The following is a 15,452-nucleotide window of genomic DNA, read 5'->3' as shown; positions in this document are numbered from 1 at the left end:
GCGTTCCTCAGTTGAAACCACTGGTGGAAATAAAGTCGACATCGGTTTTCGGCTCGGCGCGCATCAGCAACTCGATGACCTGGTTCAAGGTGCGCCCTTCAAACAGGATCGCGTGCAGCCCGGCGACCAGCGGCATATACACGCCGACTTCCTGGGCCTTTGCCTTGAGCACCTTGAGGGTGTTGACCCCCTCGGCCACTTCGCCCAGGCGCGTGACCGCGTCTTCCAGGCTCAGGCCCTGGCCGAGGGCGAACCCCACCTGGTAGTTGCGGCTTTTCGGCGACGAGCAGGTGACGATCAAGTCGCCGACGCCGGCCAGTCCGAGGAAGGTCATCGGGTTGGCGCCCTGGTTCACTGCAAAGCGCGTCATCTCGGCCAAGGCGCGGGTGATCAGCATGCTTTTGGTGTTTTCGCCCATGCCCAGCGCCACCGCCATGCCGGCAATGATCGCGTAGACGTTTTTCAGCGCACCGCCCAGCTCGACGCCAAAGCGGTCGCTGCTGGCGTAAACCCGGAACGTACGGCCATGCAGCACGGCCTGGACTCGCTCGCACAGTTCCTCGTCCTCGCTGGCAACCACCGTGGCGGTCAGCGCGTGCTCGGCGACTTCCCGCGCCAGGTTCGGCCCGGATAGCACACCAATGCGCGCCTGGGGAGCGATCTCTTCGAGGATTTCGCTCATCAGCTTGAAGGTCTGCGCCTCGATGCCCTTGGTCAGGCTGACCAGCAGTTTACCCGCCAGGCGTTCGGCGTGGGGTGCCAGCACCGAGCGCAAGGCGCTGGAGGGCAACGCCACGAAACACAGGTCGCAGGCCATGAGGGTTTCCAGCAGGTCCGTAACAGGCTCGACCGCCGGATGAACCTTGATGCCTTTGAGGTAACGCGGATTTTCCCGGTGCACCCGAATGGCCTCGGCCTGTTCAGGGTCGCGCATCCACTGGCGCACAGCGTGACCGTTCTCGGCCAGCAGGTTAGCCACGGCGGTACCAAAACTTCCGCCTCCCAGGACCGCGATAGGGCGCTGTTCAGTCATATGCAATCCGTTAATCCATACCAGTGGCGATGGCCGCATTATACGGGCCGACCCGCTTGCGGCCAGCCCCCGTATCAATTCGTGCGTTTGTCGGAAAATGCCACATTTACATGAAGTAATTGCAAGTCGCGCGACTGGCAAAAGGCCCCACCTCAGTTAACATGGGCGGCTATCCGCAATTATCAAGGCCGTGCCGTGTATTTGGGCCCTCCTCCCCGTTCATCTCTGTGGTTGATGCTGTTGGGCATGCCTTTATGCGGCGGCGCAGCCCTGGCCGATGACCTGTTCCTCGATAGCCAGCCGCTGCCCCAAGTGTTGACCGCCACGCGCCTCAAGCAATCGGCCGCTGCCGTGCCCGGCAGCATGACCGTGATCGACAGCGAACTGATCAAGGCCAGCGGCGCGCGGGATATCAGTGAGTTGCTGCGCCTGGTACCCGGGATGATGGTCGGCTACACCACCGGCAACCAGGCGGCGGTGAACTACCACGGCACCAGTGCCAGCGATGCGCGGCGCATGCAAGTGTTGATCGACGGCCGCTCGGTGTACCGCGCCGGCCTGGCCACCGTGGACTGGAGCGACATTCCGGTGGCCATGGAAGATATCGAGCGCATCGAAGTGTTCCGCGGCCCCAACACCGTCAGCTACGGCGCCAATGCGCTGATGGCGGTGGTCAACATTCTTACGCGCTCACCGGCCAACAGCCATGGCACACGGGTCAAGGTGGTGCGTGGCGAACGCGGCATCAATGACTTCTATGCCAGCCAAGGCGTGGGTTGGGAAACCGGTGACTTGCGCCTGTCCCTCTCCGGGCAACAGGACGACGGCTTCGACAGCGATGCCACGGGCGCCGATCGCCGTGACAGCCGCCGCCTCAACCGCTTCAGCCTGGCGGTCAGCCAGACGCTGAATGCGCAACAGAGCATCGACTGGCAACTGGATGCGAAGGAAGGCACCAACCAGCGTCCTTATACCTACAGCCCGGTATTTGCCGGGATTACCGAAGGCGGCAACAATTCCGACGTTACGGCCAAGGACTACGCCGGCTCCCTGCGCTGGAATTTCGACTTCAACCCCGATCACAGCCTGTACATCCAGGGCTCGGCGCAACAATGGGACCGCCGGCAAATCTGGAAGGCCTGTGATGCCAAGGTCTCGTTCAGCCCGGAGCTGACCCAGTTGTGGCAGTTGAACCCCAACTACGCCGAACTGCTCGCCCGCCATATGGACACCTACAGCCAGGGCAGCGCGCCACCGGGCAGCGCCGCCGAGCAGGCCCTGGCCAACCAGGTGTTGCAGCAGTGGCGTGACGGTGCCAGCGAAAGCGTGTGCGGTGATATCGACCAGAGCACCCGCGAAAGCCGCTACGACCTGGAGATCCAGGACACCCTCAGCGTGTCCGACAGCCTGCGCCTGGTCAGCGGCATGAACTACCGCTACGACCGCGCCGACTCCGACACCTATTTCAACGGCACGCTGGACGACACCACCTGGCGGCTGTTCGGCCAGTTGGAATGGCGCGCCAGCGAGCATTGGCTGCTGCAGGGCGGCGCCATGTATGAAGACACCCACCTGAGCGGCAACTCGCTGACGCCACGGGTGGCGGTCAACTACCTGATCAACCCGCGCCATGGCCTGCGCGCGGTGTACTCCGAAGCCATCCGCTCGCCGGACATGTTCGAGAACAACGTCAACTGGAGTTACCGCGTCACCAACCTCAGCTCCCCCGCCTATGGACAGAGCACCGGGCAATACTTCGTAAAGACCCGGGGCCCGGGCAACCTCGATAAAGAGATGATGAAATCGCGGGAACTGGGGTACAACGGCTTCTTTGCCGACATCGGGCTGAACATGGACGTGAAACTGTTCTACGACGAGATCACCGACATGATCAGTTCGCCGCTGCGCAATAACCAGTACATTGCCAGCAACGCCAACAGTGCACGGTTCACCGGCGCCGAGTCCCAGTTCGACTGGCGCGTGAGCAATGCCGACCGCCTGCGGCTGACCTATGCTTACGTCGATGCAGACACCAGCAACCCGCGGGACAAAGCGCAGACCGCACGCAACAGCGGCTCCGCCGGCTGGTTGCGTGAATGGGGCCACGGCTGGTCCAGCGCGCTGTTCTACTACGGCGATGACGCACTCAACCAATATCGCTTCGAACGGGTCGACCTGCGGGTGGCCAAGCGCCTTGCCTTGGGCAAAGCCAACGTGGAGCTGGCCGGCATGCTGCAGGAACGCCTCGATAACCAGCCCACCACCTGGGCCGATAACAATTATGACCATCGCCACGTGCTCTACTTCAGCGCGGAGTTAGAGTTCTGACATGGGCGACTCGTCACGGATGACCTGCTTCTTTATCAATACCCTCCGGCGAAGCGCCGTGCTGCTCGTGTGCCTGTTATCGACCGCGCCGGCCTGGAGCGCCGATATCCTGCTGACTGCCGCCGAAGACGGCACCGGCGTGCAGGCCTTTGCCCAGGCCCTGGCGCAGCAGCGGCCCGAAGACCACGTTACCTTCACCGCCCTCAAGGATTTGCCGGCCCCCAGCCGACTGCCGGCCAACACACGGCTGATCCTGCTCGACCTGCCCGGCCTCGACTGGCGCCTGCAGGACACCCAGGGCCCGCCGACCCTGGTGCTGCGCATCAGCCGGCTGCAGGCCCACCAGCGCCTGGGGAGCACGCAGCATCCGCGCATCAGCCTGCTGTGGAGCGACCCGCCGCTGGAACGCCAGCTGCGCCTGATCGCCAGCATCCTGCCCCAAATGCGGCGTATCGGCGTGCTCTACGGCGCCGACAGTGAATTCCTCCTGCCCGAACTGCGCCAGCACGCCACGCCCCTGGGCCTGGAGATCGTGCCCCAGCTCTGGGACAACATTAATGACAGTCGGCCGCTGCAGACCCTGTTCCGCAACAGTGACGTGCTGCTCGGCCTCGACGACCCGCAGTTGTACAACCCGAAAACCGCGAAGAACCTGTTGCTGAGCAGCTACGCCCAGCAATTGCCGCTGGTGGGCCCGAACGCGGGCTTCGTGCGGGCTGGCAGCCTGGCCAGCACCTACAGCGACCAGGCCGACTGGCTGGCCGTGCTTGACCGCCTGCTCGACCACCCGCCCGCCAACTGGCCACGCTCGCTGTACCCGGAACACTTCAAAGTCGTGGGCAACCCGCAAGTCGCACGCTCACTGGGGATCGAACAGGTGGACGAAGTTCGCGTCGCCACCCGATTGGCCGAAGGAGAAAAACGCCCATGACCTTGCGTCGTCGTTGGGACATCAACACCCGCACCCAGCTCATCACCCTGGGCCCGGCGCTGTTGCTGACGTTGCTGTTGATCAGTTTCTTCACCTTCGTGCGTATCCAGGACCTGCGCCAGGAACTGGACCACACCGGCCAACTGATCGCCAACCAGCTGGCGCCCGCCACCGAATACGGGGTGATTTCCGGCAACAACGATGTGCTCGACAGCCTGCTGCGCGCCACGCTGGCCACACCGCACGTGCGCTTCCTGGAGATTCAGGACAGCAGCGAGAACATCCTGGTGTACGTCGAGCAACCGTCGGAGAAACATGACCGCTCGCTGTCGGTAAAAGTCTTCCAGGCACCGATCCGCCTGCAACACATCCAGTTGGGCAATGATTTCTTCCAGGACAACCTCAACGAATCCAAGGCCCCGCGTGCGGACTACCTGGGCCGGGTGATCGTCGGCATGTCCAACGACGCGTTCAGCCAGCGCCAGCAGGAGATCCTGTTCAAGGCCGGCATCCTGGCGCTGTTCGCCCTGCTGTTTACCTTCCTGCTCGCCAGGCGCCTGGCCGCCAGCCTGTCACAGCCGATCAGCGCCATGGGCCACGCGGTGAAGGCCATCCAGCAAGGTGACTACAAGACGCCGCTGCCGATCGTGGATGACTCGGAGCTGGGCGATCTGTCCCGGCATATCAACAACCTCGCCGAAGGGCTCAACCAGGCCAGTCGCGAACAGCAACAGGCCATGGCGCAATTGATCCAGACCCGCGAAGAGGCCGAGCGCGCCAACAACGCCAAGTCGGATTTCCTGGCAATGATGAGCCATGAGTTGCGTACACCCATGAACGGCGTGCTGGGCATGCTGCAGTTGCTGGAAACCACCGAGATGACCGAGGAGCAGAGCGAATATGCGGCGCTGGCCTCCGAATCCACGGAGCACTTGCTCAAGGTCATCAACGATATCCTCGACTTCTCGCGGATCGAACGCGCCGCCCTGGAGCTGGAGCACATTCCGTTCAACCTGGCGGACCTGATCAACAGCAGCGCCCAGGCGTTCCAGCACAGCGCCCAGCAGCGCGGGTTGGCGCTCAAACTGGCGATTCCGCCGGGAATGGACGCCGTGCGGGTACAGGGCGACCCGACGCGGATCCGCCAGATCCTGGTGAACCTGATCGGTAACGCGTTGAAGTTCACCGAGCACGGCAGCGTCAACATCGAGCCGCATTGGCAGACCCTCGACCATGAACTGGTGTGGTTTACCTGCACCGTGCGTGACAGCGGCATCGGAATTTCCGCCGAACGCCTGGAATTGATGTTCGATGCGTTCCAGCAGGCGGACAGTTCCATTTCAAGACGTTACGGCGGCACCGGCCTGGGCCTGCCCATCGCCCGCACCCTGGCCGAACGCATGGGCGGCACGCTGCGCGCCCAGAGCGAAGAGGGCCGCGGCTCGGTGTTCACCCTGGAAATCCCCCTGGCCATCGACCAGCACAGCGTGCCAGCCATTGCCAGCGACGCCGATGGCAAAGCCAGCGCCGGCGAAGGCCGCCATGTGCTGCTGGTGGAAGACAACCCGGTCAATCGCACTGTGGTCGAAGCCATGCTGCGCAGCCTGGGCTTTGAAGTCAGTCTGGCCACCGATGGCGCCGAGGCGATCCGCAGCGCCGAAAGCCTGATTTTCACCGCGATCCTGATGGATTGCCGGCTGCCGCTGATCGATGGCTACGAAGCGACCCGGCAGATTCGCCAGTTGCCGGGCTGCGCCGACCTGCCGATCATTGCCCTCACGGCCAACGCCTTGCAGGGCGACCGTGAAGCCTGTCTCGCGGCAGGAATGAACGATTACCTGGCCAAGCCGTTCAAACGCACGGATTTGCAGCAAATCCTGCAGCGCTGGGTGCAATAGCGCCGCGCCATCAGCCAACTCCGACTGGCGTGAAAGACGAAAGTGCGGCAGTCTTAGGCACCCGAACGGGCCCGGAAACAGGCTCGGTTTAAAATTTCAGTGAACAAGTGTACATTCAGTACCTTGCCGCTGTGACTTTCACTACAACGCAATAGTCTATGTGTAGGCTGCCGACATGAGGCATGAACGCTTCATTCGGTTCGGGAAGATTTGCCCTACCCTGCCGCATGGGATTATTGAGGAGCTCGCATGACCAAACAAAACGCCTTTACTCGGGAAGACCTGCTGCGCTGCAGTCGCGGTGAGCTGTTCGGCCCAGGTAACGCGCAACTGCCCGCCCCGAACATGCTGATGGTGGATCGCATCACCCATATCAGCGAAGAGGGTGGCAAGTACGGCAAAGGTGAATTGGTCGCCGAGCTGGATATCACCGAGGATTTGTGGTTCTTCGCCTGCCATTTCGAAGGCGACCCTGTCATGCCAGGTTGCCTGGGCCTTGACGCCATGTGGCAGCTGGTCGGTTTCTTCCTCGGCTGGCAAGGCCTGCCGGGTCGCGGTCGTGCCCTGGGTTCGGGCGAAGTGAAGTTCTTTGGCCAGGTCCTGCCGACCGCCAAGAAAGTCACCTACAACATTCAAATCAAGCGCGTCCTCAAGGGCAAGCTGAACCTGGCCATCGCCGATGGTTCGGTGAGCGTCGACGGTCGCGAGATCTATACTGCCGAAGGCCTTCGGGTCGGCGTATTCACTTCCACTGACAACTTTTAAGGGTTATCCGCATGCGCCGCGTCGTTATCACTGGTCTGGGCATCGTTTCTTGCCTGGGCAATGACAAAGAGACCGTCACCGCTAACCTGCGTGCAAGTCGCCCTGGCATCCGCTTCAACCCGGAATATGCCGAAATGGGTCTGCGTAGCCAGGTTTCCGGCTCCATCGACCTGCCCCTCGAAGAACTGATCGATCGCAAGATCTATCGCTTCGTCGGCCACGCTGCCGCCTACGCCTACCTGGCGATGAAAGACGCGATCGCCGACTCCGGCCTGAGCGACGACCAGGTCTCGAACGTACGCACCGGCCTGATCGCCGGCTCCGGCGGCGCATCGACCCTCAACCAGATGGAAGCGCTGGACATCCTGCGCGAAAAAGGCGTGAAGCGCGTTGGCCCGTACCGTGTCACGCGGACCATGGGCAGCACCGTTTCCGCCTGCCTGGCCACACCGTTCCAGATCAAGGGCGTGAACTACTCGATCTCCTCCGCGTGCGCCACCAGTGCTCACTGCATCGGTACTGCCGTTGAGCAGATCCAGCTGGGCAAGCAGGACATCGTGTTCGCCGGCGGCGGTGAAGAAGAACATTGGAGCCAGTCGTTCCTGTTCGACGCCATGGGCGCGCTGTCCACCCAGTACAACGAAACCCCGGAAAAAGCCTCCCGCGCCTACGACGCCAAGCGTGACGGTTTCGTCATCGCCGGCGGTGGCGGCATGGTGGTGGTCGAGGAGCTGGAACACGCTCTGGCCCGTGGTGCCAAGATCTACGCGGAAATCGTCGGCTACGGCGCAACCTCCGATGGCTACGACATGGTTGCCCCAAGCGGTGAAGGCGCCATCCGTTGCATGCAGATGGCCATGTCCACCGTGGACACCCCAATCGACTACCTGAACACCCACGGCACCTCGACTCCGGTCGGCGATGCCAAGGAAATGGAAGGCGTGCGTGCGGTCTTCGGCGACAAGGCCCCGGCCATCAGCTCCACCAAGAGCCTGTCCGGTCACTCCCTGGGCGCTGCCGGCGTCCACGAAGCGATCTACTGCCTGCTGATGATGGAAGGCAACTTCATGGCCGGTTCGGCCAACATCGACGAGATTGATCCGGTTGTGGCAGACATGCCAATCCTGACCAAGACCGTTGAGAATGCAAAAATCGACACCGTGATGAGCAACAGCTTCGGCTTTGGTGGCACTAACGCTACTCTGGTGCTGAAACGCTGGCAGGGTCAGTAAGACCTGTAGCTTGATTGCATGAAAAAGCCCCGACTGGTTCGGGGCTTTTTTGTGGGTAATGGATTTAAGACCGAGTAGCCTTCATCGCAGGCAAGCCAGCTCCCACATTTGAAATGCATTCCCCTGTGGGAGCTGGCTTGCCTGCGATAGCGCCAACTCGGTACCCGGCCCTACACCGAAAACCGCGCCACCAAGGTGTTCAGGTCTACCGCCAAGCGCGACAACTCCTGGCTCGCCGCGCTGGTCTGGTTGGCCCCGGTCGAGGTCTGATGCGCCAGGTCGCGGATGTTCATCAGGTTGCGATCCACCTCCCGCGCCACCGCCGCCTGCTGTTCCGACGCGCTGGCGATCACCAGGTTGCGCTCGTTGATCAAGGTGAACGCCGAGGCAATCTCCTCCAGTGCCGTGCCTGCCGATTTGGCGATGTCCAGGGTCGAGCGTGCCCGGCTGTTGCTTTGCTGCATCGAGCTGACCGCTTGATCGGTGCCCTGCTGAATCCCGCCGATCATCTGCTCGATTTCCCGCGTCGACTGTTGGGTACGATGAGCCAGGGCGCGCACTTCATCGGCCACCACCGCAAAGCCACGTCCGGCATCCCCGGCGCGCGCCGCCTCGATCGCGGCATTCAGCGCCAGCAGGTTGGTCTGCTCGGCAATCGAGCGGATCACATCCAGTACCTTGCTGATGCCATAGACCTTCTGGGCCAGGTCCTCGACCTGCGTCACGTTGTCGGTCACGTCAGTGGCCAGCGCCTCGATCGACACCACCGTCTGGTGCACCTGCGCGCGCCCATGCTGGGCAATCCGGTCGGACTCGCGGGACGCCTGGGATGTGGCCACCGCATTGCTCGCCACCTCTTCCACTGCCGCCGTCATCTGGTTGACCGCCGTGGCGGCCTGTTCGATTTCCTGGTTCTGCTGGTGCAAGCCACGCGTGGCGTCTTCGGTGACACAACTGAGTTCTTCCGAGGCCGATGCCAATTGGTTCGAAGACTCGGAGATACGCCGGATGGTGTCGCGCAGGTTCTCCTGCATGCCCTTGAGCGCCTGCTGCAGGCGCGCCGGCTCATCGTTGCCACTGACGCTGATCTCACCCGTGAGGTCGCCACTGGCGACGCCCTGGGCGACTTTCAGCGATTGCGCCAGGGGCAATACGATGCTGCGTGTCAGCCACACCGCCAGGCCGATGGTGATCAGCGCGGTGAGCACGATCATGCCGATCACCCAACTGCGCGACTGGCTGAACACACTTTGCGCCAGGCTTGCCGCCTGGTTGGCATTGGCTTTGTTGAGGTTGACCAGCTCGTGCAGCGTCGCCGCCAACTCGTCAGCGAGTTGGTTCATCTCGCCGTTGACCACTTTGATCGCATCGTCCAGCTGATTGACCCTGGAAAATCCCATGACCTGCTCCTGGCGTTGCAGGTATTGCTGTTCCTGGACCTTGAAGCGATCAAACAGCGTACGCTCCTCGGGCAGCACGATCAGCGCCTCGTAGAGCGCCTGGGCCTTATGCAGGCCGTTTTTCAGGTCGCTGAGCTTCTGTTCGTTCTGCGCCAGCGCCTGGGGGTCGCGATTGACGAGCAGGCGCAAGGTCAACGCACGAATGCGCAGCAGGTCCTGGCTCATCTCCCCCACCGCCATCACGCTGGGCAGCCAGTTGTTTTCCACCTGGTCCGACTGCTGGCGCATATTGGCCATCTGCAACAGGGCAAAGCCGCCCAACGCAAACACCATCAACGCCAACACGCCAAATCCCAAGCCTGCGCGCGGGGCGATATTCAGACTTCTGATACTCATGCCTTGGCTCCTTCCAATTGCGCTGCATCCATTTGCAGCTGGCTCTTGAAAGGTATCGGCGCTTCACCGTGTTTGCGTAAGACGAAAACGCGATATCAACGTGCCATACCCTGTTGAGTCGCTCTAGGCAGGATGGCAAGAAAGTTGTCCCGCGCCACTTTGCGGGCAACGTCCTCAGGCAAGGCATCCAGGAAAGGGTCAAAGCGGCGCATTTCCTTACCCAGCTTGTTGAACCGCCCCACGACGTCCGAGCCCAGCATGAACCGCTCCGGGAAGCGCTCCACCAGCCTTACCCACTCCGGGCGCGGCTGACCCGCGTCATCCAGCAAGTACGGCGTGAGCATGCTCCAGGACAGGTCGATATACAGGTTGGGATAAGCCTCGAGCATGCGGCTCAGGGTGGGCAGCAAAAAGTCCATTTGCACCTGGTGGCGGTGGATTTCCTTGCTGGTGCCGGCGTGGGCCCAGATGAAGCGGGTATGGGGATGGTTGCGCAACGGCTCCTCCACCTCAGCCAGGTACAACGGGTTGCGCTCGCGCTTGGAGGTGATGTTGGAATGGAGCATCACCGGCAGGTCGTTTTCCGCTGCCAGGTGATAGATGCGCGTCATGGCTTCGTTATTGGCACGCGGGGTGTCGCCAGCGGTGATGGCCGTCAGGTCGTCATGGCGGGTGAAGACCTCGCCGATGCCCTGCCACAGCCCAGGGTTGAGGTCGAGCATGCGTTGGATATGGGCTGCGGAGTTTTTGTCGTTGGGGTTGAAGCCGGACAGAAACGGATGAAAGTGCGGGCGCTGCTCAGGGGTCAGCTTGTTGACGGCTGCGGCCACGATCACGTCGGTGGCACTGTACCAGTAGGCATCGGCATCATCACCGGCGTAATAGCGCGGGCGCTTGGGTTCGTCTTCGTGCCATTTCTTCGCAACCGGTATGCCGGAAATCATCACGTGCTCGATGCGGTTGTCGGCCATCGCCTTGAGCAGCTTGTCCATGCCTGCGGTTTCCTGGAAGAAATCCACGTAATGCAGGTGCGCATCGCTGTAGGCATAGTCGCGGGCCTGCACGGCAAGGCTGCTGGCGGCGAGCAACAGGGCAAGAGTCAGGCGAGTCCAGGGCACGGTAAAACCTCGATAAGGGCAGATACGGGTAGACCTTGCGCGCGCTGCCGCGGTTCATCCCGCAAAAAAACGCGGAACACCGAAGTGCCAGCATGCTCTATAACTGCATGACCTTCATCCTGCCACCCTGTGAGGTTTACCATGCCTGTTACCGTCAATACCCTGAACCAGGACAACTTTCGTCATAGCGTCAACATCAACAACCATGAGTTGTTCACCGACCTGCCCAAGAGCCTGGGTGGCGACGATTCGGCACCCTCCCCCCATGACTACTTCGATGCCGCCCTGGCCTCGTGCAAAGCCCTGACCCTCAAGCTCTATGCGCAGAAAAAAGACATTCCGCTCACGGGTGTGACCGTGGAAGTCACCCACGACGCCGCTGAAGAGCAAAAGGGCAAATACAAGCTCAACGTCAAGCTGACACTCAAGGGCGTACTCACCGACGAACAGCGTGATGAGCTGCACCGCGTGGCGGATCGCTGCCCGGTGCACAAGCTGATGACCACCGCCGAGATCAGCATCGACACGCAACTGTCGGAAGGCGCCTTCAGCCAATAGCGGCAACCTCCCGTGGAGCGGGTTATGCTCAACAGCATCCAACCCGCTCAGACTGGGACGCACCATGACCACCCTCACCGTGATCCGCCCTCGCCCCGAAGACGTCGAGGGCCAACCCATCCTGCGCCCGCTGCCCTCGCGGGAATGCCGCAGCGTCGGGCCTTTTGTGTTTTTCGACCACATGCTGCTCACCCGCTACGCACCGGGCAATGGCATGAATATCCGCCAGCACCCGCATATCGGGCTGTCGACCCTCACCTATCTGTTTGAAGGTGCGCTGCAGCACAAGGACAGTCTGGGCTCCGACCAGGTGGTGCAGGCCGGCGATGTCAGCTGGATGACTGCCGGCAGCGCGATTGCCCACGTCGAACGTACACCCGAAGCGGTCAGGGCCAGTGGGTTCAGCCTGCATGGACTGCAGGTCTGGCTGGCCTCCCCCAAGGACCACGAGACGGGGCCGGGGCATTACAGCCATCACCCAGCGGCGAGCCTGCCGGTGAGTGACAACCTGGGCGTACAGATCCGGCTGATCGCGGGCCACGGGTTTTGCCTGAAATCGCCGGTACCCGTGCTGTCGCCCACGCTGTATGCCGAGGTGCAGATGCAAACGGCCACGACGCTGCTGATTGCTGATGAGCATGAGGAACGCGCGGTGTATGTATTGGAGGGTGACGCTCAGTTGGACGGCGAGGCGCTTGAGGTGCACAGCCTGGTGGTGTTGCCGGCCGGACAGGAAATGACCCTGTTCGCCGAAAGCGATTGCCACCTGGTGGTGTTTGGCGGCGCGCCGCTGGACGGGCCACGGCGGATCAATTGGAATTTTGTCGCGAGTGATCCGGCGGTGATCGAACAGGCCAGGCAGCGCTGGGCGGCTGGGGACTGGCCGACGGTGCCGGGTGAGTCTGAAAGAATTGAGTTGCCGCTGAGATAGCGATCGCCGGCAAGCCGACTCCTACAGGGGAATGCGTTTCAAATGTAGGAGCTGGCGTGCCAGCGATGAGGCCATCAGGCCTTGAACACTTCATCCAACAAGTTATGCATCGACTGGAACGCCCGCTTGGCGGTCTTTGCGTCGTACATCATCTTGCCCGGCACATTCGCGTGCGGGTCAGTGAAGGAGTGCACCGCGCCGCCGTAGCTCAGCAATTGCCAGTCCACGCCCGCTGCGTTCATTTCATCTTCGAATGCCGGCAGTTGCTCTTTCGGCACCAACGGGTCGGAAGCACCGTGCAGCACCAGCACGGAACCCTTGATGTGCTTCGCATCCGCCGGGTTCGGTGTGTCGAGGGTGCCGTGGAACGAGATGGCCGCCTTGACCGGTACGCCGGTACGCGCCAATTCCAGAGAGCAGCAACCGCCGAAGCAGAAACCAAAGGTCGCCAGCTTAGCGGTGTCGACAGCGGCTTCGGTCTGGCCTTGCAACTGCTCGAAGGCCGCCTGCATGCGCTTGGTCAGCAAGCGACGATCGTTCTTCAACGGCATCATTGCAGCGCCGGCTTCATCGCCATTCGACGGGCGCACGGCTTGCCCGTACAGGTCGGCGATCAGCACCACGTAGCCCTTGCTGGCCACGCTTTTGGCGATTTCTTCAGCACCCGCACTCACCCCCATCCAGTTCGGTGCCATCAGCAGGCCCGGTAGCGGGCCCTTGTGGCTGGCATCAAACGCGAGGCGGCTTTCATAAGACTGGCCATCAATCTGATAGACCACGGAACGTACTGTGACTTGGCTCATCATTTACTCCAGTTGAGTGGCTTAACGACGCTCCTGCAGTGAAGCGCCAGAACGAAAAAACCCGCCGAAGCGGGTTTTTCCTACAACAGTGTCAAACCGACAGTTCCACCAACAGCTTGTTCAGTCGGCGCACATAAGCGGCCGGGTCTTTCAGGCTGTCGCCAGCGGCCAGGGCCGCCTGGTCGAAGAGGATATGCGACAGGTCGCCGAAACGCTCTTCGCTCTGCTCGCCGTCGAGTTTCTCGATCAGCGGGTGAGCCGGGTTGAATTCGAAGATCGGCTTGGAATCCGGAACCTTCTGGCCGCTGGCCTCGAGGATCTGGCGCATCTGCATGCCCAGGTCCTGCTCGCCGATGGCCAGGATCGCCGGGGAATCAGTCAGGCGGTGGGAAACCCGCACTTCGCTGACGGCGTCGCCCAGGGACGCCTTGATCCGCTCAACCAAGCCTTCTTTGGACTTGGCGACTTCTTCGGCTTCTTTCTTCTCTTCCTCGGAGTCCAGGTTACCCAGGTCCAGGTCACCACGTGCCACGTCGACGAAGGACTTGCCGTCGAACTCGTTGAGGTAGCTCATCAGCCACTCATCGATACGGTCGGTCAACAGCAGCACTTCGATGCCTTTCTTGCGGAAGACTTCCAGGTGCGGGCTGTTCTTGACCTGAGCGTAGGTTTCGCCAGTGAGGTAGTAGATCTTGTCTTGACCTTCCTTGGCGCGCGCCAGGTACTCGGCCAGGGACACAACCTGCTCGCCGTCGTCGCCCTGGGTGGAGGCAAAACGCAGCAGGCCAGCAATTTTTTCCTTGTTGGCGAAATCTTCCGCCGGGCCTTCTTTCATGACCTGGCCGAAGTTTTTCCAGAAGCCTTTGTATTGCTCAGGCTCGTTCTTCGCCAGTTTTTCCAGCATGTCGAGCACGCGCTTGGTCAGTGCCGACTTCATGGAATCGATGATCGGGTCTTTCTGCAGGATTTCCCGCGACACGTTCAGCGACAGGTCGTTGGAGTCGACCACACCCTTGATGAAGCGCAGGTACAGCGGCAGGAAGGACTCCGCCTGGTCCATCACGAACACGCGCTGCACGTAGAGCTTCAGGCCTTTTGGCGCTTCACGCTGGTACAGGTCGAACGGAGCACGGGCCGGTACGTAGAGCAGCGAGCTGTATTCCAGCTTGCCTTCGACCTTGTTGTGGCTCCAGCTCAGCGGGTTTTCGTAGTCGTGGCCGATGTGTTTGTAGAACTCCTGGTATTCCTCGTCCTTGATCTCGGTACGCGGACGGGTCCACAGCGCGCTGGCACGGTTGACCACTTCCCATTCCTGGGCCGGTGCCTCTTCGCCTTCGGCGGCCGCTTGTTCTTTCGGCAGCTCGATCGGCAAGGCGATGTGGTCGGAGTACTTCTTGACGATGTTGCGCAGGCGCCAGCCATCGGCGAATTCGTCTTCACCGGACTTCAGGTGCAGGACGATACGGGTGCCACGGTCGGCCTTGTCGATGGTGGCGATTTCAAATTCGCCCTCGCCTTTGGACGACCAGTGCACGCCTTCACTGGCGTCGAGGCCGGCGCGGCGGCTGAACACTTCAACCTTGTCGGCCACGATGAAGGCCGAGTAGAAGCCCACGCCGAACTGGCCGATCAGGTGCGAATCTTTCTTCTGGTCGCCCGACAGGTTCTTCATGAAGTCGGCAGTACCGGATTTCGCGATGGTCCCCAGGTGGGTGATCGCGTCTTCGCGGCTCATGCCGATGCCGTTGTCTTCGAGGGTGACGGTCTTGGCGTCCTTGTCGAAGCTCACACGGATTTTCAGTTCGGCGCCACCTTCCAGCAACTCAGGCTTGGACAGGGCTTCGAAACGTAATTTGTCGACAGCGTCAGAGGCGTTCGAGATCAATTCGCGAAGGAAGATTTCCTTGTTGGAATACAGCGAATGGATCATGAGGTGCAGCAGTTGCTTCACCTCGGTCTGGAAGCCCAGGGTTTCCTTTTGAGTTTCCACACTCATGGTCATCAAACTCCAATTGGATGGCAGTGGCCGCGCCCTTGAGGGTTGGCGGCGGGTTGTCAT

12 protein-coding genes and 1 pseudogene are annotated in these 15,452 nt (G+C 61.5%); 7 read left to right on the top strand and 6 right to left on the bottom strand.

Annotated features, from left to right (window positions below; all coding sequences use genetic code 11):
- Positions 1–7 precede the first annotated feature (7 nt).
- Entirely contained in the window at positions 8–1,033 is a 1,026-nt protein-coding gene (locus BM70_RS0124935) for an NAD(P)H-dependent glycerol-3-phosphate dehydrogenase (RefSeq protein ID WP_025858552.1), read from the bottom strand.
- A 195-nt stretch (positions 1,034–1,228) separates the two neighbouring features.
- Between BM70_RS0124935 and BM70_RS0124930 the strand changes: the two genes are divergently transcribed.
- The 5 genes from BM70_RS0124930 to fabB all read left to right on the top strand — a co-directional run bounded on the left by BM70_RS0124930 (position 1,229) and on the right by fabB (position 8,187).
- Positions 1,229–3,361, top strand: a complete 2,133-nt coding sequence (locus tag BM70_RS0124930; RefSeq protein ID WP_371262180.1) for a TonB-dependent receptor plug domain-containing protein — start codon at positions 1,229–1,231, stop codon at positions 3,359–3,361.
- A gap of 1 nt (position 3,362) precedes the next feature.
- On the top strand, positions 3,363–4,292 hold the full coding sequence (locus BM70_RS0124925) for an ABC transporter substrate-binding protein (RefSeq protein ID WP_025858550.1): 930 nt from the start codon (positions 3,363–3,365) through the stop codon (positions 4,290–4,292).
- Positions 4,289–6,190 (top strand): ATP-binding protein, encoded by a 1,902-nt coding sequence (locus tag BM70_RS0124920; RefSeq protein WP_025858549.1) that lies wholly within the window; start codon positions 4,289–4,291, stop codon positions 6,188–6,190. Before BM70_RS0124925 ends, BM70_RS0124920 begins: the two co-directional genes overlap by 4 nt.
- A gap of 249 nt (positions 6,191–6,439) precedes the next feature.
- Positions 6,440–6,955: a 3-hydroxyacyl-[acyl-carrier-protein] dehydratase FabA gene (gene fabA, locus BM70_RS0124915; RefSeq protein WP_025858548.1), complete on the top strand. Its 516-nt coding sequence runs from the start codon at positions 6,440–6,442 to the stop codon at positions 6,953–6,955.
- Between the two features lie 11 nt (positions 6,956–6,966).
- Positions 6,967–8,187, top strand: coding sequence for a beta-ketoacyl-ACP synthase I (fabB, locus tag BM70_RS0124910; protein ID WP_016974674.1), 1,221 nt, complete (start codon positions 6,967–6,969; stop codon positions 8,185–8,187).
- A gap of 170 nt (positions 8,188–8,357) precedes the next feature.
- Here fabB and BM70_RS34005 read toward each other — a convergent pair whose 3' ends face one another.
- The 3 genes and pseudogenes from BM70_RS34005 to BM70_RS0124900 all read right to left on the bottom strand — a co-directional run bounded on the left by BM70_RS34005 (position 8,358) and on the right by BM70_RS0124900 (position 11,101).
- Entirely contained in the window at positions 8,358–9,221 is an 864-nt protein-coding gene (locus BM70_RS34005; protein ID WP_371262181.1) for a methyl-accepting chemotaxis protein, read from the bottom strand.
- A pseudogene (locus BM70_RS34000) lies at positions 9,213–9,983 on the bottom strand (MCP four helix bundle domain-containing protein); the annotation flags it as partial. The pseudogene BM70_RS34000 and the gene BM70_RS34005, both read right to left, overlap by 9 nt.
- A 95-nt stretch (positions 9,984–10,078) precedes the next feature.
- Positions 10,079–11,101 carry an amidohydrolase family protein gene (locus BM70_RS0124900; protein ID WP_025858546.1) on the bottom strand — a complete coding sequence of 341 codons (1,023 nt, stop codon included), beginning with the start codon at positions 11,099–11,101 and terminating at the stop codon, positions 10,079–10,081.
- 141 nt (positions 11,102–11,242) lie between these two features.
- On the opposite strand from BM70_RS0124900, the gene BM70_RS0124895 reads away from it, so the two are divergent.
- Together BM70_RS0124895 and BM70_RS0124890 are read left to right on the top strand one after the other, a co-directional pair.
- Positions 11,243–11,659 carry an OsmC family protein gene (locus BM70_RS0124895; protein ID WP_012723101.1) on the top strand — a complete coding sequence of 139 codons (417 nt, stop codon included), beginning with the start codon at positions 11,243–11,245 and terminating at the stop codon, positions 11,657–11,659.
- A 64-nt stretch (positions 11,660–11,723) separates the two neighbouring features.
- The gene (locus BM70_RS0124890) at positions 11,724–12,590 is read left to right on the top strand and encodes a pirin family protein (RefSeq protein ID WP_025858545.1); all 867 of its coding nucleotides are present in this window, start codon (positions 11,724–11,726) and stop codon (positions 12,588–12,590) included.
- A gap of 74 nt (positions 12,591–12,664) precedes the next feature.
- On the opposite strand, the gene BM70_RS0124885 is transcribed toward BM70_RS0124890, so the two are convergent.
- Positions 12,665–13,393 (bottom strand): dienelactone hydrolase family protein, encoded by a 729-nt coding sequence (locus BM70_RS0124885; RefSeq protein WP_025858544.1) that lies wholly within the window; start codon positions 13,391–13,393, stop codon positions 12,665–12,667.
- 91 nt (positions 13,394–13,484) lie between these two features.
- Positions 13,485–15,389, bottom strand: a complete 1,905-nt coding sequence (gene htpG / locus BM70_RS0124880; RefSeq protein ID WP_025858543.1) for a molecular chaperone HtpG — start codon at positions 15,387–15,389, stop codon at positions 13,485–13,487.
- Between the last annotated feature and the right edge of the window lie 63 nt (positions 15,390–15,452).

Source organism: Pseudomonas sp. CHM02, from assembly GCF_000612585.1.
In the GTDB taxonomy this organism is placed as follows: Bacteria; Pseudomonadota; Gammaproteobacteria; order Pseudomonadales; family Pseudomonadaceae; genus Aquipseudomonas.
The sequence above is the reverse complement of the archived record's forward strand: the minus strand, read 5'-3'. Positions and strand labels throughout refer to the sequence as shown.

Coding starts and splice junctions, on each gene's coding strand:
- htpG (WP_025858543.1), bottom strand. CDS start 15,389: ATGAGTGTGGAAACTCAAAAGGAAACCCTGGGCTTCCAGACCGAGGTG.
- BM70_RS0124895 (WP_012723101.1), top strand. CDS start 11,243: ATGCCTGTTACCGTCAATACCCTGAACCAGGACAACTTTCGTCATAGC.
- fabA (WP_025858548.1), top strand. CDS start 6,440: ATGACCAAACAAAACGCCTTTACTCGGGAAGACCTGCTGCGCTGCAGT.
- BM70_RS0124890 (WP_025858545.1), top strand. CDS start 11,724: ATGACCACCCTCACCGTGATCCGCCCTCGCCCCGAAGACGTCGAGGGC.
- BM70_RS34005 (WP_371262181.1), bottom strand. CDS start 9,221: ATGCAGGAGAACCTGCGCGACACCATCCGGCGTATCTCCGAGTCTTCG.
- fabB (WP_016974674.1), top strand. CDS start 6,967: ATGCGCCGCGTCGTTATCACTGGTCTGGGCATCGTTTCTTGCCTGGGC.
- BM70_RS0124920 (WP_025858549.1), top strand. CDS start 4,289: ATGACCTTGCGTCGTCGTTGGGACATCAACACCCGCACCCAGCTCATC.
- BM70_RS0124935 (WP_025858552.1), bottom strand. CDS start 1,033: ATGACTGAACAGCGCCCTATCGCGGTCCTGGGAGGCGGAAGTTTTGGT.
- BM70_RS0124925 (WP_025858550.1), top strand. CDS start 3,363: ATGGGCGACTCGTCACGGATGACCTGCTTCTTTATCAATACCCTCCGG.
- BM70_RS0124885 (WP_025858544.1), bottom strand. CDS start 13,393: ATGAGCCAAGTCACAGTACGTTCCGTGGTCTATCAGATTGATGGCCAG.